The sequence below is a fragment of the Paraburkholderia sp. BL9I2N2 genome, from assembly GCF_004339745.1.
Taxonomy (GTDB): Bacteria; Pseudomonadota; Gammaproteobacteria; order Burkholderiales; family Burkholderiaceae; genus Paraburkholderia.
The window spans coordinates 154,817-177,899 of sequence record NZ_SMGP01000003.1; the positions used below are offsets into that span (position 1 = coordinate 154,817).

Below are 23,083 nucleotides of genomic sequence, written 5' to 3' on the forward strand. Positions count from 1 at the left end.
AGATTGGAAAATGGGAATAGCAAAAGTCGAAGACATCATTGGCCAAACCGTCCGGCGCGATATTGGCCGCATGAAACGGTTCGTTGAAGGTCAGCTGGAAGCAGCCGCGCGCTCGATCATGAGCACGCCGAACGCCCACGTCGGTATCGTGACCGGCTTCTTCATACGTAATGCCGTTCCGCCCTCGCCCGAGACGGATGGACTGGGCGGCATGGCCCACTTGGCCGCCGCACTTTCGAACCTCGGCATACCGGTGACGGTGATCTCGGACGCGCCATGCTGCAAGGCGGTCTGGGCTGTTACAACGGAATTGCCGAAAGACGTCGCGTTCGAGATCACCTCGGTGAGCGCGGCATCGGTCAAGTCGCTAAGAGCCCGGCTCAGCGAGGCTGAACGTCCGATCACGCATATGATCGCGATCGAGCGGGTGTCGCCCGCGAGCGACGGCAAGCCGCACCGCGAGTACGGCGCCGACATGTCCGACGATACCGCTCCGCTGCATCTCCTGTTCGAGGATCCCGAGTGGCCGCGTCCGTGGGTCACGATCGGCATCGGCGACGGCGGCAATGAAATCGGCATGGGCGTGCTGCCCGAAGAAATCGTCCACGACGACATTCCCAACGGCCCATTGATCAGCGCAGCCATTCCCGCCGACTACCTGATCGTTTCCAGCGTCTCGAACTGGGGCGGCTGGGGCCTGGTATCCGCGATGGCGATGGTCGCGCCGCGAGATGCGGCCGCGCGGTTGCTCACCGATTTCACGCCGGAGCGCGACCGGGCGTATCTAGCCGCGGCCGTCGACGTCGGGCAGGCGGTTGACGATAGCCGCATCGACCGCCCCGCTACGCCGAAGATGAGCGTCGACCGGCTGTCGTGGGAACAGCACGCACAAGTGCTGAGTCAGCTCAGAGCTCACGTTGACGGATATCTCGCAGTGCCGTCGCACTCGTGAGCGCGACACCCTTTTCCTCTCTTAACGCACCAACCATGTTCGACCTTTCGAGTACCGCTCTCAAACGTGCGCCGTCATGGGCCGCCAGCTTGCCAGAAGAATTGCAGACACCGTGTTTCATCGTATCCGAGCGTGGCATCGTCGATAACCTGCATGCGACCGCCCGCGCGTGTGGAGGGGTGGAACGCCTCATGCCGCATGTGAAGACGCATCGCGCAGGGTGGATCGTCAAGAGACTGATTCGCGAGGGCGTAACCGCATTCAAGACCGCTACCGTGGCGGAAGTGGCGATGGTGCTCGAGGCCGGCGCGAAACACGTCGTCTGGGCGTATCCGACTGTGAACCCTGCTCATATCCGTACCGTGCTCGCGCTGGCGCATGCTCATCCGGACGCACGGGTCGAGGCGCTCGTCGACTCGGCGGCAGGCGTAGCCGCGTGGCGACTCGCGACGAATGGGGCGCAGTTGCCCAATCTCTCGCTGCTTATCGATCTGGATGCCGGCATGGGCAGAACCGGAGCGCCGATAGCAACGGCGACGCTGCAACTGGCCCGTGAGTTGGCCACGCTCGGCTGCTTTGGAGGATGGCATGTCTACGACGGCCACATCCATGATCTCGACCATGCCACACGCCGCAAGCGGGTGGCCGCCATCGTAGGAGAAGTCACGGCGCTGACGCGCGCCGCCGAGGCAGAAGGATTGTCGAGAAGGCTCATCGCCGGGGGCAGCTATACGTTCGATCTGTGGCCGCTCACACTCGCCGATTTCGTGTCCCCCGGCAGTTGGGCCTATTCGAGCGCTCAACACGACCTGGAGTTGCCTGCACTCGGCTGGACGCCGAGCGCCTATGTGCTGGCCACCGTGATTTCACGCAATAGCACGACTGCCACGCTCGATGCGGGCTCGAAGGCGATCTCGCCGGACAAGCCGCTGGCCGAGCGCTTTCGCTGGGACGGCAAGATCGTCATGATGAGCGAAGAGCACGTGGTGGTCGAAAACACCGATCTGGCAGTCGGCGACCGGGTGATGCTATTGCCGCGCCACGCTTGCACGACTGCTTATCTCTACCCCTGCGCAATGGTGCTCACCGCGGAAGGGTCGTGGGAAGTGCGTGAACAACTCGGGAACCGTCGATAAGCCATAAGGCTCGCGGCGGGCAGAAGTCGATTGAAGCGACGCCACGCAGCCACGCGCGTCATACGGCAAGTTGGAAAAACACCAGATCAAGGCGAAGGGAAAAAACATGAACGATAGCGGCACGTCCCGCGCATTGCGTAGCGTCAATCCAACCGACTTCAAACCAGGCGGTCACTATTCTTCCGCGATGATCGCGGGCGACTTCGTCTTCCTGTCCGGCCAGACGCCGCGCGACGCCGACCGGAAGCTGATCGGCGACTCGATCGAAGAGCAGACCCGTGCAACGCTCGCGAATGTCGAGCGGGTGCTGGCGGCCGCCGGCGCGAGACTGCAGGATGTCGTCAAGGTCACGGTCTATCTGACCGACTTAACGCTCTTTAGCCGCTTCAACGCGCTCTACGCGAACTGGTTTGCCCAGCACAAGCCGGCGCGAACGACCGTCGAAGCCGGTCTGCAAGGTGTGCTCGTAGAGATCGACGTGGTTGCCTACATCGGCAAGCATTGAACCAGGCGGCGCGGCGTGCCGCACGCATGCTAAAAGCCGTAAAGCCTCGCAGGATTTTCAACGAGGATTCGGTGCCGCGTCGATTCATCCGGTATCCACAGCGCCAGGTCATCCAGCAAATGGGCAGCGTCCGGCTTGTTGTCGGCCGCTTGCGTCGGATGAGGCCAGTCCGTTCCCCACAGCATCCTGTCCGGGGCAAGCCGGGCCAACCTGAGCGCGACAGTGCCGGCGTCGGCGTAGACCGGCGCTCCGGTTTTCGACGCGAGATAGGGGCCGCTCAATTTGACCCAGGTACGGCCGCCGGCCAGCAGTGCCTCGACCATCCGGAACGCGGCATGCTCCGTGCCGTCCGGTTGCGGGATCTGCCCCATATGATCGATCACGAGCGGCGACGACAGATTCGCAAGCAACTGCCGATGCGCGAGTAGCTGCGCGGCGGTGGCATTGACCTGAATGTGCCAGCCGAGCGGTTCGATCCGTTTCGAGAGCGGCGACATCATCGATACAGTGACGTCGACCAGGTATTCGAGGTTAAAGCGCAGTCCGCGTACGCCCATATCGTGAAGACCGGCCAGCTCACCATCCGTCACGGTGACGGGCACGGTCGCGATACCGCGCGCGGTCTTTCCGAATTGCGATAAGGCATCGAGCAGACATCGGTTGTCCGTTCCATACGTAGACGGTTGAACGACGACATGTCGCTCGACACCCAGCCTCCGCTGCAGCGCGCGATAGTCGGCGACCGTCGCGTCGGGCGGCTGCAACTGCGCTGACGCATCGACTGGATAGCGCGCATCGTAGATGTGGTGGTGACTATCGGTTGCCTTCGGCGGAACCGGAAAGCGCGGCTGCCCGGCGTCGCCGGATCGCACACTGGATTCAGGTCGGTTGTGCATGTTCAAGTGCCCATTCGGCGACATCGCGATGTGTCGCGAACCACACTCCCGGCAACGACTGCGCGTGCCGGATGATTTCTTCGAGAATCCATATCCTCGACCGGTAACCAGTGACGTGCGGATGCATCGTCAACTGGAAGACGCCACCCTCCGCATAGGCCGCATCGAACTCGCGGCGAAAGATATCGTAGACGTCGGCTGGCGACGTATAAGGCCGCACCGCCTCGAAGCGATTCATGATCAGATACGCGCCGTCGTCGCGAATCCACTCGACGGGCAGTTCGACGAGACCGCTCGGCACGCCGGCCTCGAGCAGTTCATAGCAGTCCACGTCGGCCATCAGCGACGAATCGTAGCGCAATCCCATTTCGCGCGCGATGGACAGCGTATGCGGGCTGAAATCCCATGACGGCGTACGCATGCCCACAGGACGCTGCCCGGTGATGGTCTCGATCGTGTCCGCCGAGCGTAGCAACAGATCGCGCTCCGCCTCATGCGGGAGCACCGAGTTCAATTCATGAATCCAGCCGTGAAGGCCGATTTCGTGGCCGTCGCCGACGATGCTGCGCGCTTCTTCCGGATGCAAAAGCGCAGTGACCGCGGGTACGAAGAACGAGGCCGGCACGGCATATTTGCGCAGCACGTCGAGAATGCGCGGCATACCCGCCCGGCTACCGTACTGCCCCCAACTGAGCCGGCCGATCGACTTTCCGCCCTCGCGCAATTCACTGGTTTCGTGGTCGCAATCGAATGAGAGCGCCACCGCGCAGCGCGCTCCAGCAGGCCAGCCATTGGGGCGAAGCGCGCGTCCCGCGCGTACCTGGTCGACCAACTTCCGCCAATGGGCTTCAGGCCATTGCCAAGGCTGGCTATGCGAGTCATCTGGGTTCATCAAAGCGTCCTTACTGACGGTGGATAATTGAAGACCGGAAAGCGGCAGCGCGGGTCTCATACAGGCAACTTCTTCTCGTAGTCGATGCCGAGTGAGCAGAGCAGCAAGCCAACGCCGGTCGCCGCAAAGAACATCATGGCGAGAAAATACGAACCGGTCGCCTGGACAATCCCGCCGACCAGAATCGGCGCACCAATGCCGCCGACCGCCGCTCCCAGGTTGAGAAAGCCACCTAGTGTGCCGACCTTGTTGCGCGTGGCAAGCAAAGGTGGAATGCACCAGTACAGGTTGCCCCAGCGCTGAAAGAAAACCGTGCATGAGAGCAACACGACGACCAGCGTCGCGCTGGACAAGTAAGCCACCGAAAACACCGAGACGGTGGCAATCACGCCAGCCGCGCCGAAAATCGTCCGCAACACCGTGTTCGGCCTGCCGCCCACCGCCAGCCACTTATCGGCAAGCCACGCGCCGACGAGTTCGCCGGCGAAGCCCGAAAAATAGATGATGAAACTCGACCCACCCATTTGACGGATATCGAGGCCGTGCTCCTTGATCAGATAGCTCGGCATCCACGTAAGCAATCCATTGAACAACGTGTTGCAGCACATGAAGCCGAAGAACATGAACAGGAAGGAGCGATACTTCAGAAAGTCGATTGCACGCCCGGATGCGTTGGCCGGCTCGCGCTCCAGTTCTTCCTCGTGCGAACGCTCGATAAACGATGCTTCGTCTTCGTTGACCGCCGGATGCTCGCGCGGATGATTGCGGATATAGACCCAGGCCAGGGCGCCGGCCAGCGTCGTGGCGACACCCGCAACCACAAACGCGAGGCGCCACGAACCCAATACTCCAATCAACGCCGAGATCAACAGCGATCCCACCGCTGCGCCGAGCGGCGCGCCGCCGTCCATTAGCGACGCGCCCCTTGTGCGTTCGTTGCGCGTCAGCCATAGCGCATTGAGCTTACCGCCGGCGGGCGCGATCGACGCCTCGGCGAACCCAAGACCGAGACGCATGAGCAGCAGTGAAGCAGCGTTCGTGCAGAATCCCGCGCCGGCCTGAAAGCCTCCCCAGACGAGCGTCGCCACCGTGATCACGATGCGCGGCTTGAAACGGTCGACCAGCAGGCCCGCTGGAATCTGCATCACCGTATACGACCAGAAGAACGAGCTCAGAATCAAGCCTTGCACCATCGGCGAGAGCGAGAACTCCTTCGAGATCAGGGGCATCGCGACCGATAGCGAAGCGCGGTCCACGTAGTTGATCGTGATCAGCACGAGCAGGAACCAGAAGATTCTCCATCGAACCGATGATTTACGGCCGTGCGCCAGCGCTGCCATTCTCGTGTTCATGTTCACTCCCCTGCTTCAGTAGTGGTTGCCGCTCGGGCGGCGCTATCAAAATCTCACGCGCAGGGCCGCACGCCGCCCTCGACGCCGCTTTGCAGCGGCCCATTGACTATGGCCGGCCGCGTTGCTGACGTAGGTCAGCCCCTCATCGATCATCCCGTACAACATGACGCTGCTTTGCACAAACGCTGGAATGGCGAACGCGTTCGAAAGTGCGAGATCGAGCAGCGACTTCCTTATCATAAGGATTCCCAATTCATCGTCAGAGCGCTTCGGCGTCGATAGAGAGGCAACCAAGGAGTGCACCGAGTATACGAATGCAATTTTTCCGGGAGATAATCAAAGTTAGCGAGACCATCTGATAGAAACCTTCGATCATGCGTATTTCTCTTCAGCAAATTGAAACCTTTTACTGGGTGGCGCGGTTGGGAGGGTTTCATGCGGCGGCGCGTCATCAACATCTCACGCAGCCGACCATTTCGGCGCGTATCCAGGAGTTCGAAGAACATCTCGGCGTGCAGCTGTTCACGCGCAGCCGGACGCGCTCCGAACTCACGCTCGCAGGCCGCGACGCGCTCGCCGATGCGGAACAGGTGCTGAAGCTCGCCGAGAAACTCGAACAGATCGCGAAACGTACCGACCCCATGTACGGGCTTCTGCGTCTCGGCGCGATCGAGTCCATCGCCCACGCTGGGCTTGCGGATCTACTGACGCAACTCAAGACGCGCTATCCGCACATGAAGATCGAACTCACGATCGATGTGGGCGTCGCGCTCGGACGCAAGCTTGGCGCGCACGAACTTGACATAGCGATACTGAACGATTCCACCGATGCGCCCCACGTGGTCGAGACCGCCATCGGCCACACCGATCTGCACTGGGTTGCGTCGCCGCAACTCGTGCCCAATAACAAAATCGCGCCTCACGATCTTGCGTCGGTGCCGATCATCACCGTCTCGCAACCGTCATCGAACCATTCGCTGGTGATGAACTGGTTTCGCAGCGCAGGTTGCAATCCGGACAACATCAGCTCATGCAATTCCCTGTCGATGATGTCGCGGCTCGTCGCGGCCGGACACGCGGCGGCCGTGTTGTCGCCCGCGATAATGCGCGCAGAGATCGATGCCGGGCTGATTCATGTGCTGAACACTGAGCGGCCAATCACTCAGCAAGGGTTCTTTGTCGCCTATCAGGAAGAGTGTCTTAGCGGTGCGGATACCATCGTGGAGCTGGCCAAAGAGGTGCTCACACGCAGTCGCGTGCTTATTCCGGGGTAGTCGGCGAGCGGGAGTGGACTATTTATTGCGCGCCGTACAGCGCGAGACCGGCGTACGGCGTGTTCATCTGGACAGGGAACGGTCGAGCTCCGGCAGACGTCGACCGTCGTGCATGGAACTTGCCGACGCAGGTCGCTGAATGTGCATTCTTGCCGTTGCTGTCCGGCAAATCTGAGGCGCGCGCTGCCGCCGAAGCGAATGCGGCCGCACTTGTTGCGTGCTGAGTCCGCGCATGGTGCGGAGTAGGCGTCAGCCATGCAAAGATTGTCGGGGTCAGCGAGAATCTGTGTCGTTTGTCCGGACACACGAGTCGCCGACGCGTCGTCGCTGCGCGCCGCAGTCCGTGCTCGCCCGGCTTTGCGTCTTTCCATGACGCGCCACACCGCGCGTCGGCGACTTAGGTGTTGCGAGGACGTGCCGTCGTGCCGCGCACGATCAGGTCGGTCGGAACGATATACTGCGAACTCACCGGTCGTCCTTCGATCCGTGCGAGCAGATACTCGGCGCTGCGCGCGCCGATTTCATCAGCGGCGAGCCGCATGGTCGTTAGCGGCGGCGACGTGAAGCTGGAAAATTCGATGTCGTTGATGCCCGCGATCGACAGGTCGCCCGGTACGTCGATACCCGACTCGCGCGCCTCGGCCAGCGCGCCGATTGCAAGCAGATCGGTGCCGCAGATGACGGCCGTCGGTCGCTCAGGGCCGTTCATCAACGCCTTCATCGCCATCTGCCCTTCAATGATCTTGTGCGGCATCTCGATCAGATGCTCGTGGCGCAACTGCAGCCCGCGCGATTGCAGCGCCGCGCGCACGCCGATGATGCGATCAGCCGCACGATCGCTGTGCTGCGTCATTTGCGTAATCATGCCGAAGCGCGTGTGCCCGAGATCGAGCAGATACTCGGCAAGGCGACGGCCGACCGCCACGTTGTCGAAGCCGACATACGGGTGGTCGTGATCGACTGTCCAGCCATTGACGAGCGGAATCTGTTCCTTCTTGATCAGTTCGTAGAGCGCAGGCGAGTGGCTGCGGCCCACGAGCATCAACCCGGCGATACCGTCCGCGATCAGGGCACGGACCTGCTTCAGTTCGTCTTCCTGGTCGTAGTACGAGCATCCGAGCAGCAATGTATAGCCGGCTTCCCCGATGCGCTTTTGCAGCGCGAACACGCCGATCGCGAAGTTCTGGTTTTCCAGCGATGGGATCACCGCGCCAATCGTTTTCGAGCGCTGCAATGCCAGCGCACGCGCCGCGGCGTGCGGTGTATAGCCGAGTTCCTGCGCGATGTCGCGCACGCGGTTCTGCAGTTCAGCCGCTACCTTTGCGTTGCCGTTCAACACGCGCGAAACGGTCGCAGTCGATACCCCTGCCGCGCGTGCAACATCGATTACGGAAATCGCATTCGATTTGCGACGCGGTGCTCTTTTCTTTGCCTCGTTGGTCAACTTCCACCCTGCCCGATGTCGAGGCGCACCATCGCGCCTTCCCTGTGCGGCATACTATAACGCGGCACCTTGAGAAATGGCCACCGCTGGGCGCGGGCCTTCGCATGCTCGCTCCGTTCAGCGTTCGCGTCAGGACTGTACGAGTCAGTCGAAGCTGCCGGAAAGAGCGCCTCGTGCCGATCCTTCACCCGCCGCGTGGCCGCGATCTGCACGGCATACCATCGTGCGCTATTCTCCCGGCGCGTAGCCCAGTTGCCGTGCGTTTTGCCCCTGCGGTTGCGCGCATTGCTCTACACACTGGGGGCGATCACGAACTGCTAGTCGGGGTAATCGATGCAGCGCTTTGTCAGTTGCATCACGTAGTGATGGCTGAGCAAAACGAAAGGATGGCGCAGCGCCGTCGGCGTACTGCCGGGACGAAACCAGTTGATCCGCATGCATGCGACCGATATGCCGTGCCTGTTCCGCTTCCATCCAGCCGAGCGCATTGGCGATTACCCGGTGGCATCGCTGCAATCCCATCGGGTGATTCGAACTCGCGGGCACCACGCGTTTGACGTCGGCGTGCGAAGACCTGGCTCAGCGGCACCCAAAGTGGCATTCGCCAAATACACAATTTAAGTAATCGTTTCTCTAGCGTTTGAGATTTCCTTCGAAATTCAATCAAATCACGCAAAACCTCAGGGCTTTTCACGGGTAAACCCCAATAAATTGAAGAGAAAGCGCTTACTCACTTCACCTATACTGTGGCTTCCGAACGGCCATACCCGCGACCGCGCACCTTATCGCCCGGCAATGCGCGCGGCGGAGTCATGTGTACCGATAAGATCGCAGCATCACCTTGCTCGTGAATGGGTGGGAAGGGAAACGACCGAACTCGCCCCACGACCGTTCATCTGATCACCGGCCCAGATTCGGCCAGAGCCCAGCCCGTCATGTAGGCACTTTGCGTCAGCACCACAAAACAGTTGAAGCGAGCCTCAGACATGGCATTCACCATCGTACCGATCCGCTGCGGCGATATCGTCAACCATGAGTGCTCGTGTTTTTTGTACCGCAAGAACTGCGGTTCCGCGCGCCTGCATGCGCCTTGCATTGCGTGCTTGCTGCGCAGCGCTCGCCAAACGATCGTCGTCGATGCCGGACCGGGTCCCCGCTCGCGCGCACCGCAGTGCTACACCGAGACGGATGCCGGAATCGACGACCTGCTGCAGTACGGTCTGGCGCGCGAAGGCGTCGACCCGGCTTCCGTCGAACTGGTCATTCTCACTCATCTGCATAACGACCACGTCGGCGGCGCGCGGTTGTTCACGAACGCACGCTTTCATGTCTAGGAAGCCGAGTTGAAAGAGGCAGTCTGGCCGGTGCCGTTCCAGCGTCCGATCTACGAAACCAACCAGCGCGGCCGCACTCCACCGTGGGTGGACATTCTCGACCGGATGGACGTGGCGTTCGGTGACGCCGACGTGGTGCCGGATATCCGTGTATTGCGCCTGCCGGGACATACGGCAGGCTCACAGGGTGTGTTGGTCGACACGCAGGCAGGACCGTATCTCATCGCGGGCGACCTGATTCCACTCTACGAGAACTGGCCGGAGGACGGCAGCGAGCCGATCCCGAACGGCAACCACACGGACCTGCGCGCTTACGACGAAAGCCTCCGCCGCATTGCGGCGCTTGGAGCAACAGTGCTGCCGGCTCATGAGCCACAGGTTTTCGATTGCAAGGTGTATCCCCCGCCGCAGGTCCGGTAAGCGGTCGGTATTGCAACGGAAACAGGCGATGAGGCAAAGATGGTTCCGGCTGCAGGGCGACGATGATCAACTTCATGGATCGCATCAACCTTGGCTTCGCGATACCGGCCATCGCAGCGAGCTGGCGTCGACCTCCGCGGTATTCGACTTCGCCTCCGGCGCGCTGTTTCCCGGCTATGGCATCGCGCAGCCGATCTGGGCTGGCTCACCGACCAGAGATACGGCAAGGCGCTCATCGCCATGACGCGGCTGCTGTGGAGCATCGCAGAACTATCGCAGACCATGGTCCATAACGCGTCGCAACGGGTGGCCGTACGTTTTGCGATCAGGTCTGTTCGAAGGAGGGTCTTCCGATCTTCCTGCTGTTCGTGAAGAACGGGTTCGCGCCCTGTAGGCGGGCCACAAGTACTAGCGTCGTTCCGTTCCCAGATCCGCGCGCAATTGATTCGGCTTCCGCTGCGCAGGAGTGGCCAAGAGCACGCTGATCCCATCGCACCGTCACAGCCAATATGCTGCGAACGCATTCACCGCATCATTGATCGTTTAGGTGCCTGACCGCTTCAGACATTCCCTGCTCATCAAACGCAGGGCTGCACGAGTCCGGCCCTTCAGCAAGCCTGGAGCACGTTAATGACGCGGCTCACGAGCAACGGACGAGTATTGCGTCCGTATTCGGCCATATGCGCGGAGGCCGCATGCGCCTTTAACGCTTCCGCGCTTTCCCAGCGTTCGATTACAGCAAAGGTATCAGTGCCGAGCGATGTCTGAATCGTCCCGAAGTCCGGTACGTCGACTACAGCCTCGTAGCTAATGCACCCCTCTTCCGCCAGCACCGCCGGACGGTTTTTGTTGAAAAGCGCCAGCACGGCTTCGCGTTGACCGGGCTGGGTAGTGATCGTTGCAATGACATGGATCATCCGGATTTCTTCCTTTCCTGTTTCGGCGCCGATCGCCGCGCGAAAATGATAGCCGCATTTGGATATGCTTGCTGACAGGGCCTCACCGTGCGGTTCTGGTCGGACAACTTCCGCAGCGAAGCGCCGGATTGCTGATAACCGTACAGAACGTTATGGGTTCCGCGCGCGTACACGCGCAGCTTTTCTAATTTCGCCGGCGACGTACGAACTGAACGTATTGGCAACGTCTGGCAGATTCAGAATGTTGGCTTCAGTGACATTAGCCGGTTTGAGCATTTGACGCTCAATAGCGCGCAGCCCCATCGTGCTCGACGCGACAAACTTGCGGACGAGGTCCTCCCGTGTCTTCTTGTCCGCTGTGTCGAAGAATTCGCGCGCCAGACGAATCTCCTCCTGTCGACGTTTATCGGCGGCCGCGTTAGCTGCCGCCAGGCTGGCCTCGACTTCCTTTTGCCTGTCAGACCTCGCCCCCTGTTCCCCCGTCGTAGCCTCTGCAAGCTGAGCCTGAATCAACTCGACCTGCCTGTCGGCGTCGGATACCCGGTAGTTGTCCGAAAGAGCCCTCATGAGGTAGGCGGATGCTCTTTTCACCTTGATACCCTGCCTGATTGTCCAGCGGGTGTAGTCGATGGCTTGTTGAATGCGCTCGTCCGTCCAGACAAACCTGTTCTCAGCGATTTTTTCAAACTGTTTTTCAGACAGTCCGAATTCATCTTGAAGCATTTTGAAAAGTACCACCGAGTTCAGCATGGCCGCTTTGGATGCCAATGCCCCTTCCTTGCGTTTAAGCCGGAAACGTATCTGGTCCTTCTTTCGCGAGCCGGGAGTTCCGGCACGGGTCTCATACGACAACTCGATATCGGACAGTTCGTTGATTTGGTTGACGGCTGGCTCGAGATAATCGCGCTTGAAGTATTTGAACTCGGCGTTGTTTGCCCATGACTTGCCGGGCAAGTTTCGAACAAGGTCGAGTGACAGCCAGTCTGTTAGCCCGCTGGGTACGGATGGCAAGACATGGTCGTAAATGCCTCGAGCGTAGATGAGCGTAAATCTCGAGGTGACTAGCAGGCTGGTCCAGTACGAGTTCTCAGGGTCCTTGATGAGGCGTTGCAGTTCGATAGGCACGCGGAAGCGAATCCGGCCATTTCTGACACTGACCCGGCCGATCAACTCAAGCCAGTCCCCGTCTTCATTCTGGACGGCCAAGTCCTCATCCGCATCGTCATCACCGGCACTGCCCTCTTCGCCGGGTTCGAGAGGTTCCTCCAGCATGCGTCCTTTCGAATCTACGGACACTACCGGTGCACTCATCACTTCGAGCATCGAAGATTTGACGCTGCGAATGACGCTGGAAAAATGTTTCTTATTCCTGCTGTCATAGCGCATGAGCCATTTGAAAAAGCTCAGCGTCACGTCATAGGTTTCCTGAATTTCAGGGTCCTGCGCGACGATGAAGTAAGCGGCATCCACAAAGCGCCTGGCGGACAGTCCTAATCCGATAATGCGCGCGAAGACCCGGTTCTTTTGATACCCGATATCTTTATCCGGACTGGTCTCATCGATGGACCTTTGCGCCGGCGCCATCTCGACGAATAGGTCCAGTGCAAATTGAAGAGGAGTGACTCGCCGGTCGACGCTGCTGGACATGCCTGTTCCCTGGAAATTTCAGCAGACTCTAGGCATACAGAGGTGAGATGTCAATAAGAAAGTCTCACCTTTGGCACTGAGACGAACAGCATGCACATCATCTCTCACCTTCGGCACACCATCTCTCACCACTAGTGAAAGCGTCGGTGCCGCAGCGCATGATGGTAGAGGGTTTCAGCCAGTTATCCACAGGTGACGCAGGAAAATCTCTCACCTTCGGTAAAACGCGCTTTTGTCTCTCACCTCGGCCCACTATAAATCTCCCCTTCTGCACCCGGATGTCTCACCTGAGGTGCACATTTTCTCTCACCTTCGGCACATTGAATCTCACCTATCCGGCACTAACTGTTTGATAACAAAGGAATGGTATTTCCCCTGTACGTTTGTTAGTTCGTTTTTTTATTTAAAACAACCAACAAACCGCTCGGCAACGTGGCTAGCTCACGGCCGGCGATAGACATCAGAGTCGGGCGTAAAGGTCCGATATGCCGTGAGACCTAATAGGGCTGTCAACTCTCCGCGCTCAAATGAGTGAGACAACAAGTCTCCCGCGGCGTTTAAGAGTGTATGGCGAGAACGATGGTGCTTTTCGAATGAGGGAAGCAGTGCGGCCTCACATGCAATAGGAACGTCGGTCTCGGTGATGTTCTTCGCGCCTGCTTCAAAGGTGAGAGATTGTGTGCAGCATTTTCTGCTGGCCAATACACGCGAGGTCTTTCGTCCACGCCGTCGGTCGCATTCACTTACGCCGCGACTATCGTCCTACGTACAAGCTTCAGCGGAGAATGTCGATAGTCGCAGGGTGAGGGATTTTGTGCATGCGGATGCGCGTCCGATACTGGCATTTGTGTCGATGCACACTATCTCTCACCTTTGCCCTCTGCTTCAGTCAAACGAAATAAAGATGTAATGTAATCGTCCAATGTATGTGCTCTATTCGCTATCGGATGTCTTGAGCTCCAGCCTCTCAGCCCGTTTCGTCGGCTCGGTCTGGCGGGTTAGTGGACAAAAACTCTCACCTTTTGTCCCTAACTGCATCCCCCGGCGGCGTCACCTGCACTAAAGGTGAGAGATTTTGTGCGGGCGATTTCGTTCACGTTGGCTGCCACAGATATCGTTGAAGGCATAAAAAACAGTGGCTTACGAACGATATTTGAGAAACTGGACGACAATATAACGCTGTTTTTGCGTTTTTCCTGTATTCTCCGTTTAGCTTCAATTTCCAGGGAAAACTCCGAAATGGCCAATGTCAGCCAACCGATGCCGATAGACCGAACCGTGACGCTTGAGGAAATCTCAGATTTCGCGGACGTCGTCACCGATTATGCAACTGAACTACGGGACCAAATTCTCGCGCCGCGCCCGCGCAAGGAAGCGCCGGTGTTTACGACTGGAGAAGTCGCAGAGCTATGCGGCCTGACGCGTCAGCAGGTGCAATACCTCGCAACCAAGGGGGATGGTGTGTTGCCGGAAGGGCAGTCCACCGGGACAGGACGAAGCCGAAGTCGGCTATTTACACTAGGTGAAGCCCGAAATTGGGTACAGCAGGTGTCGGACATCTACCAGACGCCCTTGGTAGCTGGACCGAGCGATTTCGAAGGCAAAGTACTCATCACGTCGCAGTTGAAGGGGGGCTCGGCTAAAACCACAACGTCGATGTGCCTTGCCCAAGGGTTGAGCCTGCGCGGGCGAAAGGTTCTCGTTGTCGACCTAGACCCCCAGGCTTCGCTTTCCGAGCTATGTGGGCTGTATGCCGAAAAAGAGGTATCTCCGGACGATACAGTGCTTCCTTTTGTCTATGATCAAAAGGTCGAAGGAGGTCTGCTCTCCCGGGTGCAGCCAACGTACTGGGATGGGTTGGATATCATTCCGGCGCATACAGAACTGGTCGGGGCTGAGTATCACCTTCCCGCAATGCAGATGAAGCTTGCAGGATTCAAATTCTGGCAGGTGCTCCGGGATGGACTAGCGCCATTGCGCAAGCACTACGACTACATCATTCTGGATACATCGCCCTCTCTGTCCTATCTCAACCTGAACGCATTGATGGCAGCGGACGCAATGGTAATGCCGATGGTCCCGGAGAATCTCGACTTCTTCAGCTCGCTTTCTTTCTGGCGACTTTTCTCGGACGTCGCCAAGTCGTTCATCAAATACGAAGCTAACAAAAAGTACGATTTCGTTTCTGTGCTGCTGACCCGCGTGAATTACAACAGCACTTCCGCGGCACCGGTTGTCCGCACGTGGGCACAAGGCGCGTATCGTCACTGGCTGGACCCGTTTGAGGTTCCTGCCAGTTCCGTAATGAGCTCAGGTGCTCTCGCATTTACGACCGTTTTTGACATCAGCAGCTCGCATAGCCAGGCGAAATCCTTAGCGCGCGTCAAGCAGCCGTTAATTGACTATTGCCGATGGGTCGATGACATGTTCGTCAAGCAATGGAGGCCAGCACAATGAGCGCCAACAATATCCGTGATCAGATGTTGGCCAAGACCGCAAATCTTCGGTCGACAGCGGAACGAACCCCCGATGCCAGCCGTCGCGCAAGTCGGACAGAGACGGCACCGGGGATGGCCGGAGCATTGGCGGCCGCGCAGTTGAGGGTACAGGAGCTTGAGTCGTCCGGAACGACGTCGCAGTTGCCAGTGACAGAAATTATTCCTAATCCCTGGCAGCCGCGGCGCGTATTCAATGAAGCCAAGCTGTCCGAGCTGGCAGAGTCGATTCGCGAAGTCGGGCTCATGCAGCCCATCGTGGTTCGTCGGGTTGAATCGGCCTACCAGATTGTGGCAGGGGAGCGGCGCTGGCGAGCACACAAGATACTCGGGGCGGAGTACATCAAGACGGTGGTCATCGAGTGCTCCGACCAGGACATGATTGTGTTGGCGCTGGTCGAGAATATGGACCGGGACGACCTCACCGATTATGAAGTGGCCATCTCGCTTCGTCGGTCTGAGAGTGAGTTTCCTAGCCGCAAAAGGCTGGCGGAGGCAGTGGGCCTCTCACGTACCGGGCTATATCAATTTCTTGCGTTCGAAAATCTGCCGGACTTCATGAAGAAGGACCTCGATTTGCAGCCTGCCCTACTCGGCTGTAACGCTGCAGAGGAAATTGTCTCGGCCCTTAAGAAGCACGGCGGCGAAGCTGAGTTGGCTGCACGCGAACTCTGGCCAGATGTGGTCAAGGGGGATATGGCCCAAGGCAAACTTGCGCCGGCGATTATCGCGATGGTGACCCGTCGTGCGTCGGGGACGACGGCTCGGGAGAGGCTTATCGAGAAATTCTTCGCCGGAAAAGACCAGGCGGGAAGCATTACCAAGGACGTCAATAGCTTTACCGTGAAAATCAAGGCTACGGCTTTGACCGAGGCACAAGAGGCGCGAATTCGGCAGCTTATCAGTGAGCTGTACAAGGGCGAGCCGCGGTGAGCTAGCATTTCTTGCGACAAAGGAGCCCGCGTCGAGCGGGCTTTTTTTGTGCCGACGCGGGCGTCAGTAATACTGACACCGGACTCTGTCGCCGACGGGGCGGAGGTCGATGGCAGGCTGTGTCTGCGATTCGCGTTCGCTCGGGCGAGGCGCGACATTGGGCGCACATGTGTCAGCGATACTTGTACCGACCGATTCTGAACCGCATACGGTGGACGACGCGTCCCGACGTGGACGGTTGGCCGGCCCGGCCCTGTGGGAGCAGTGTCGGTATTACTGACACACTGAGTTTTGAACAAGAAGGACTGTAAGCAGAAAACCTTAGCTCTTTTGAGGTCGTCTTCCACGCACGAGTCAGCAGCGAGCTTGTGCATTCCATAGAGGACCGAGGCTTGCCCACAGCGACGCCCAGAAGATGAACCGGATCGCGGTCATCACGTGGGTCTCAACGTATGCCACACCGCTCCTTGATGTGCTTTCCAGTGTGGCGTCTGCTGTAGTTGCGGACCGCCATCCCGTCGGCGTTGCCTATGGTCACGGTATTTCCTCTTGCGAATGTGAGGGACCGGCTTGGTTGGCATGACCGCGTGGCCGAGGTTTATATGCACTGGAATCTGCGCAACCGCTACACGAGGAGCCACGAAGTGTACTGACAGGTTGCGACAGCGACTCTTCGACGCGCCCTGTTCGGAGTGTCGGTATTACTGACACCTCACCGCCGATAGTCGATTTGCTTCGATCTGTCCGACTTTCCTCGTGTAGAGGTGCCAGCATCGCTGACACGCGTTCAATCCCCACCTTTCGACCCATAGGCGGGCAAATATATGACGACAGCGCAACGACTCGACTGTCCAATTGCTCGCCGCTGATAGCGAGGGTGGAAAGTGCCTCCAGTGGCGGTGCCTTCCTCTACCTCGCTCTCAGGCGGAGTCGTGTTAGACCTATCCCGTTGCCCAAAGGCTGCGAGCCTGCTCTACCGATATGTAGATCGTTGCATTCTGCAGGAATGCGTAACTCAGCACACGCTGCAGCACATCTACGCGCAGGTGGTCCGCGCGAGCAGGTTGACGAACGTGTGGTGCAGCGCGTGCGGCGCCGCTTCAAGCGAAGGGCGTGGTTCCCGCACGTCCAGCGCGAGAATTTCGTTCTCCGCGAGGCGCAGCGGTGTCCGCGTCACGGGCCAGTCTAACCCGTGGCGCAAGATCCACTACCAGTCCACAGAATGAGCAGATGCTTTGGCTGGGGTCTGCGTGGTTGGGATCACCCCGCGAGAGAGACGAAACTTCTCGCTTTTTCGCATCCTCAGAATCAGTCTCGCGATAGGCGGTGAGTGTGCAGGACTTCGATCACCAGATGCGAACGGACCCCGTCCGTCACCTTCGGTTCTACAGAATCGACACCTTCCGAGGATGTCTGAGTCTTCGTGCTACTCGGGCCCGGGCTAGGGCGGGACGCGGACGAGGTGGAAAGTATCATTCCGCTGCACGCTGGTGAAACCGATCAGAAGGACAGTTGCGCGCGCGAGGCGATACTGTGCGCCAAATACCGCGGGGGCCATTCACTTCGAGCGACACGGTACGCCGTGAGTGGATGAACTTCGCGCATTTAGGGGAAAGGATGCCGCCGCCGCGCGTAAATGACTTCCAATGCCTGTTCGGCAGCCCTCGTCGACGGAACGGCCGGTTTTCGTTTCTGTCACCGCCTCCGCGATGTCCCGACACGGGTTGCCGCAAAGGTAGCGTACGCCAATCGCCACGCGAACATTCCCGCAGTACAAACACGTTGTACCATTGCAAATCGACGACGAATGCCCGGCAAACGGGCGCAGCGCACAGCTATCCTGAGAGCCTTCGTGCCGCTTGACCCTAGATACGACTGCGTGAGAAATTCCTCCGCGCGTGCACAATGTCCATCGAGCCGCCGAGATCTCAGTCTGCCAACCTCCAGACGCCGGCAAGGCGAATCATTCAAGCCCCTTCTGGCCTCGGGGGGCGGGACGTCGCGGAACAGGGCAGGTGTATCAGCATCGCTTCGACGTTGTTGTACGGGAGAGATTAGGGACGAGTTAAAAGCCGGGCGCGCGACTCCGGGCCCGGCTGCCGTCGCTCGACTCAGCGATCCGCCCAACTGGCGTCATCACGATTTGCGCCCGGAGGGAACGACCGAGGTTCGTGCACTGTTGCTCGGACGCGAATTGCCGTTCCGGCGTCGCTGCGTCAGCATTCGGCCGCACAGTTCGATGCAGGTCTGCAGTATGGTTAGCGTCTTTGCTTGTTGGTGATGCACTGACCGATAGACCACTTCGCGAAGCCATGCTGAAGTCGAGCCTTCCTCTCCGGAACTCAGTCCTTCCAGTGGTGCCCTTCACCCAAAAAGAACGGCCGTCGACGTCGGCCGGCGACTGAAGCTCTGCACGCCCACTCGGTTCTCAGACAGGTAGCGGTTACTCAGACATAGTGCTTGCGTGGATGGTTGCGCATCTCAGCGAGCGATGCTTCCAGCCGCGTCGTCCTCTCGATGCGGTTCATCATGGGGGCGTCGTCTGGATTGGACGTGGTCCAACGATCCGCCGTTGGAGCAGTGTCGATACGGAGACAATGAGCGGTCAAGTCCACCGGCGCGTGGCGCCGCCCGGTTGCGACCTTATTGTGCTGGGCCATCAATAGGGCCCAGGTGAGCATTCGGACCCCTGCCAGCTGGTAGTAAAACCAACGCACAACACCGCAAAGAGAGACCGCCGGGTGTCTCCCTCGAACGAGACAGCTACATCAAAAAAATGGCGAAGCAGGCAGGTGCCGGCATCAATTTGCCGCGGTGGCCATGACGGCTCATGTTCATCAATACGCTGGATACATTCCATGAGTTGCGGCAGCCGCTTCATCCGGATCTTCCGGCACGCCGTACGACTACCAAGCCGCAAATTAGAGGAAGCCACCCTAGTTAGGCTCGATTTTTTTGACTGAAATCGCGGACTCGTCCGGCCGGTTGTGCAAACGTTGCGGTTCGCAGTGGAGGGCTCCCCGGCCTCCCGCGATGTCGGATTACCTTTGAACATCACGACTGCGACATGCCGGCGCGTGCAGTCGTCGCGCCGCTATTCACGGTGGATGCTTATCACGGTCGCGTGCCCTCAGACGGAACCGCTAGACAGCTGAGCGCCGGCAAGAAATGATTGCCTTCATATGTATTATCTATCGAAATAATAAATCAATAGTCGATGATCCCTGCATCACATCGCGTGTCCACGCCTGATCGGAAGTCCCGAATGCGCGTCCCGAGCAAGAACACGCTATACGCGTCTCAGTTCGACGCACAGGCGAAGCCCTGACATCGCTTTCACGATACGTGCAAAAACTGTTGCGCCCCGAGTGAATACTGTCCACTGATCCGCTGCAAAACCTTCGAAAGTTTCGACCCTCGATCTATGCCAAAGTTGGCCGGACGCCGAAGTCACAGCCCCGTGAGCCCATCCTTAGCGACGCCGACATTGAGAGCGACACCATAGATCAGCAGTAAGTCGTTCGATTTAGTCGTCACCGTAAAGCGCGTGACAGTGCGTGCATCGGTCACGTGCAAGGTGCCGACGCCGCGCATGCACGGAGCAGTTTTCGTGCTGTTGCCGGGAGGACGCAAGCAGCGCGGAGCTTTACGAGCACCTCCACGACCCGCCGAATGCTTAGCTACGGTTGGAGCTTGCAGGGGCGGTATTCACGATGCGGACCCAAGACATCGACTAAACGGATTTTCGTGAAACAATTAAACGATCAATACGGAAGCGAAAAAACGATGCACAAACAATAACTTGGAGGAATTTCCAAGCGCGGCTGTCCTCATGTTTCACGACGAGGCGCATTCTAAGGCTGCGAAATCGACAAGCGCCAATAAAAATCACCGGCCAATACCTTCGCAAACCGCCATGTATCAAATATTACGTATTCTGTAGTTCTAGTCTCGTACGCCAACGCTACCGATGGCTACCGAGTCGCGAAGAGGATCACGCGCTGTTTGTCATTGCGCGAACGCGCGGCGATCGGGTAGGGTGACGGTTTCCACAAAGAAAACAACGGATCGACAATGAACAAACAGGAACTGGTGGATGCGGTCGCTGCGGCGACTGGCGCGAGCAAGGCGGCAACAGGTGAAGCGATCGACGCGTTCATCAGCGCAATCACGAGCGCCGTCAGGAAGGGCGACACGGTTCAACTCATCGGCTTCGGGTCGTTTTCGACGGGAGCCCGCGCCGCACGCGTGGGCCGCAATCCGGCGACCGGCGCCGAAATCCAGATCCCCGCAGCGAAGACGGTTAAGTTTACGGCCGGCAAGGCGTTCAAGGATGCAGTGAACGGATCCTGAGCGTGCGACAGCCGCCGGTCGGTGATATGCCGGCGGCTGTCCGTTGCGAACACGTCGCAGGTGGCCGACATGTTCCGCGGACCACGCGGGTTCGCGCCGGCGTCACCACCACTCCTGGTGAACCTACCTGTTTTGGCGCGGCTTATCAGCACGACGCCGAACTCGAATACGGAAGCGTTCGCACTCCGGCATGCCTCGCGTCCACACGCCTGGGTATCCTCACTAAAAGGAACATATTGTCAACGCGGCTATTTACACCCCGGCCGCAAGTTGCCAAGCACATGCGTGCGCGGGATGCCACCAGCCGCCCGCGACGCATGCTGAGTCGACCACGCTTTCGACTGCGCTATGCCGCGCCTACCACTTCGCACCAAGTCGGAACTTATGCAGCAATGGCTCCGTATACCCGCTAGGCTGCGACCGCCCTTCAAAAACCAGCGCCTTCGCCGCCTTGAACGCGAGTGATGTGTCCAGATGACCGGCCATTGGCTGGTACTGCGGGTCGTTGGCGTTCTGCGCATCCACCACCTTCGCCATGCGCTTGAACGTTTCGTTCACCAGCGCTTCCGACACCACCCCGTGATGCAGCCAGTTCGCAATGTGCTGGCTCGAAATGCGCAGCGTCGCGCGGTCTTCCATCAGGCCGATATCGTGTATATCCGGCACCTTCGAACAGCCGACGCCCTGATCGATCCAGCGCACCACGTAACCCAGAATCCCTTGCGCGTTGTTCTCGATTTCCTTGCGGATTTCCTCATCTGACCACTGCGCCTCTTCGACGACAGGAATCGTCAGCAAGCCATCGAGCAACTCATCGCGTACGCTGTCGTAGGCGGTCTTTTCCAACTCTTGCTGCACGGCCTGAACGTCAACTTGATGGTAGTGCAGCGCGTGCAGCGTCGCGGCAGTCGGCGACGGCACCCAAGCCGTGTTTGCGCCCGCTTTCGGATGCGCGATTTTCTGTTCGAGCATCGCATGCATCAGGTCGGGCATCGCCCACATGCCTTTGCCGATCTGCGCGCGTCCGCGCAATCCCGAGCTCAAGCCGGCCAGCACGTTATTGCGCTCGTAAGCCGCGATCCATGCCGACGATTTCATATCCCCCTTGCGCATCATCGGACCGGCTTCCATTGCGCTGTGCATCTCGTCGCCGGTGCGATCCAGGAAGCCCGTATTGATGAACGCCACGCGCGCCGATGCCGCCGCAATGCACGCCTGCAGGTTGACGCTCGTGCGGCGCTCCTCGTCCATGATGCCCATCTTGATGGTATGGCGCGGCAGCCCGAGCAGATCTTCGACACGGTCGAACAGTTCATTGGAAAACGCGACTTCGGCCGGGCCGTGCATCTTCGGCTTGACGATGTAAATCGATCCGGTCCGCGAATTGAGCTTATTTTGCAGGTCGTGCATCGCGCCCAGCGACGTCATCACGGCATCCAGAATGCCTTCGGGTATCTCGCGACCGTCGCGATCGACGATCGCCGGATTCGTCATCAAATGCCCGACGTTGCGGATAAACAGCAACGAGCGGCCATGCAGTTTCACGGTCGAGCCATCGGGCGCGGTGTATGTGCGGTCGGCGTTCAGGCGACGCGTGAAGGTCTTGCCGTTCTTCGTGACTTGCTCGGTCAGCTCGCCTTTCGCGAGGCCGGTCCAGTTGCGGTAAAGCTGGACCTTTTCGGCGGCATCGACAGCGGCAACTGAGTCTTCGCAATCGATAATCGTCGAGACGGCCGCTTCCATCAGCACGTCCTTCACGCGCGCAGCGTCGGTCTTGCCGATGGAGTCCGTTGCGTCGATCTGGATCTCGAAGTGCAGGCCGTGATGTTTGAGCAGTACGGCGGAAGGGGAGCCTGCATCGCCCTGATAGCCGATGAACTGCGCGGGGACCTTCAACGCCGACGAGCCGTTCTTGAGCGTGACAGCGAGCTTGCCGCATTCCACGCGGTACGCGATGGCGTCGACGTGCGAGCCGTTGACGAGCGGCGCGGCTTCATCGAGGAATGCGCGGGCGCGCGCGATCACGCGTGCACCGCGCACCGGATTGAAGTAGGCGGTGCGCTCGGCACCGTCGGTTTCGGGGATCGCGTCGGTGCCGTAGAGTGCATCGTAGAGGCTGCCCCAGCGCGCATTCGCGGCGTTGAGTGCGTAGCGCTGGTTCGACAGTGGCACGACGAGTTGCGGGCCGGCTTGCCCGGCGATTTCGGTGTCGACATTGTGGGTCGTCGCCTTAACAGCTGCGCTCACCGGTACGATATAGCCGATGGCTTCGAGAAATGCGCGGTATGCCTTCAGATCGCGCACGGGCCCCGGATGCGCGCGGTGCCACTGGTCCAGTTCCGTCTGCAGGCGATCGCGTTCTGCGAGCAGTGCGCGGTTCTTGGGGGCGAGGTCGTGGACGAGAGCATCGAAGCCTTTCCAGAAAGCTTCGCTATCGATGCCAGTCCCACTCAACGCCTCATCGTCGACAAATTTGCTGAGAACAGCCGCGACACGCAGCCCGTTTCTGTCGATCATTTCACCCATCGTTTGC

At 59.3% G+C, this 23,083-nt stretch carries 15 protein-coding genes and 1 pseudogene; 8 read left to right on the forward strand and 8 right to left on the reverse strand.

The window, feature by feature from the left end; translation table 11 throughout:
* Positions 1-10 precede the first annotated feature (10 nt).
* The 3 genes from B0G74_RS31435 (at position 11) to B0G74_RS31445 (ending at position 2,593) form a co-directional block, all read left to right on the forward strand.
* Positions 11-952 (forward strand): glutamate cyclase domain-containing protein, encoded by a 942-nt coding sequence (locus tag B0G74_RS31435; protein WP_132379748.1) that lies wholly within the window; start codon positions 11-13, stop codon positions 950-952.
* A 35-nt stretch (positions 953-987) separates the two neighbouring features.
* Positions 988-2,088, forward strand: coding sequence for an alanine racemase (locus B0G74_RS31440; protein WP_132379750.1), 1,101 nt, complete (start codon positions 988-990; stop codon positions 2,086-2,088).
* A gap of 106 nt (positions 2,089-2,194) precedes the next feature.
* A complete protein-coding gene (locus B0G74_RS31445; protein ID WP_132379752.1) occupies positions 2,195-2,593 on the forward strand; it encodes a RidA family protein in 399 nt (132 codons plus the stop codon).
* A 29-nt stretch (positions 2,594-2,622) separates the two neighbouring features.
* Here B0G74_RS31445 and B0G74_RS31450 read toward each other — a convergent pair whose 3' ends face one another.
* From B0G74_RS31450 to B0G74_RS31460, 3 genes are read right to left on the reverse strand one after another with little or no spacing between them, the layout of a single operon-like run.
* Positions 2,623-3,489, reverse strand: a complete 867-nt coding sequence (locus tag B0G74_RS31450; RefSeq protein ID WP_132379754.1) for an amidohydrolase family protein — start codon at positions 3,487-3,489, stop codon at positions 2,623-2,625.
* A complete protein-coding gene (locus B0G74_RS31455; protein WP_132379756.1) occupies positions 3,473-4,381 on the reverse strand; it encodes a polysaccharide deacetylase in 909 nt (302 codons plus the stop codon). The genes B0G74_RS31450 and B0G74_RS31455 overlap by 17 nt, the downstream gene beginning before the upstream one ends.
* Before the next feature lie 56 nt (positions 4,382-4,437).
* Entirely contained in the window at positions 4,438-5,733 is a 1,296-nt protein-coding gene (locus B0G74_RS31460; RefSeq protein WP_132379758.1) for an MFS transporter, read from the reverse strand.
* Positions 5,734-6,107: 374 nt separating this feature from the next.
* Between B0G74_RS31460 and B0G74_RS31465 the strand changes: the two genes are divergently transcribed.
* Positions 6,108-7,007, forward strand: a complete 900-nt coding sequence (locus tag B0G74_RS31465) for a LysR family transcriptional regulator (protein WP_132379760.1) — start codon at positions 6,108-6,110, stop codon at positions 7,005-7,007.
* A gap of 397 nt (positions 7,008-7,404) precedes the next feature.
* On the opposite strand, the gene B0G74_RS31470 is transcribed toward B0G74_RS31465, so the two are convergent.
* Entirely contained in the window at positions 7,405-8,451 is a 1,047-nt protein-coding gene (locus tag B0G74_RS31470; RefSeq protein ID WP_132379761.1) for a LacI family DNA-binding transcriptional regulator, read from the reverse strand.
* A 986-nt stretch (positions 8,452-9,437) separates the two neighbouring features.
* Between B0G74_RS31470 and B0G74_RS46885 the strand changes: the two are divergent.
* Positions 9,438-10,205, forward strand: a pseudogene (locus B0G74_RS46885) (N-acyl homoserine lactonase family protein).
* A gap of 608 nt (positions 10,206-10,813) precedes the next feature.
* Here B0G74_RS46885 and B0G74_RS31485 read toward each other — a convergent pair.
* Entirely contained in the window at positions 10,814-11,122 is a 309-nt protein-coding gene (locus B0G74_RS31485) for a putative quinol monooxygenase (protein ID WP_132379765.1), read from the reverse strand.
* Positions 11,123-11,272: 150 nt separating this feature from the next.
* Complete coding sequence (locus B0G74_RS31490) at positions 11,273-12,769, reverse strand: replication initiation protein (protein ID WP_132379767.1); 1,497 nt, start codon at positions 12,767-12,769, stop codon at positions 11,273-11,275.
* 1,239 nt (positions 12,770-14,008) lie between these two features.
* Between B0G74_RS31490 and B0G74_RS31495 the strand changes: the two genes are divergently transcribed.
* Positions 14,009-15,226 (forward strand): AAA family ATPase, encoded by a 1,218-nt coding sequence (locus B0G74_RS31495; RefSeq protein ID WP_132381211.1) that lies wholly within the window; start codon positions 14,009-14,011, stop codon positions 15,224-15,226.
* On the forward strand, positions 15,223-16,197 hold the full coding sequence (locus tag B0G74_RS31500; RefSeq protein WP_132379769.1) for a ParB/RepB/Spo0J family partition protein: 975 nt from the start codon (positions 15,223-15,225) through the stop codon (positions 16,195-16,197). The genes B0G74_RS31495 and B0G74_RS31500 overlap by 4 nt, the downstream gene beginning before the upstream one ends.
* A 1,036-nt stretch (positions 16,198-17,233) precedes the next feature.
* Here B0G74_RS31500 and B0G74_RS45890 read toward each other — a convergent pair.
* Positions 17,234-17,374, reverse strand: a complete 141-nt coding sequence (locus B0G74_RS45890) for a hypothetical protein (protein WP_165923958.1) — start codon at positions 17,372-17,374, stop codon at positions 17,234-17,236.
* Positions 17,375-20,271: 2,897 nt separating this feature from the next.
* On the opposite strand from B0G74_RS45890, the gene B0G74_RS31505 reads away from it, so the two are divergent.
* Complete coding sequence (locus B0G74_RS31505) at positions 20,272-20,550, forward strand: HU family DNA-binding protein (RefSeq protein WP_132379771.1); 279 nt, start codon at positions 20,272-20,274, stop codon at positions 20,548-20,550.
* A gap of 357 nt (positions 20,551-20,907) precedes the next feature.
* Here the strand turns inward: B0G74_RS31505 and B0G74_RS31510 are convergent, their stop codons facing one another.
* Entirely contained in the window at positions 20,908-23,076 is a 2,169-nt protein-coding gene (locus tag B0G74_RS31510; protein WP_132379773.1) for a malate synthase G, read from the reverse strand.
* Between the last annotated feature and the right edge of the window lie 7 nt (positions 23,077-23,083).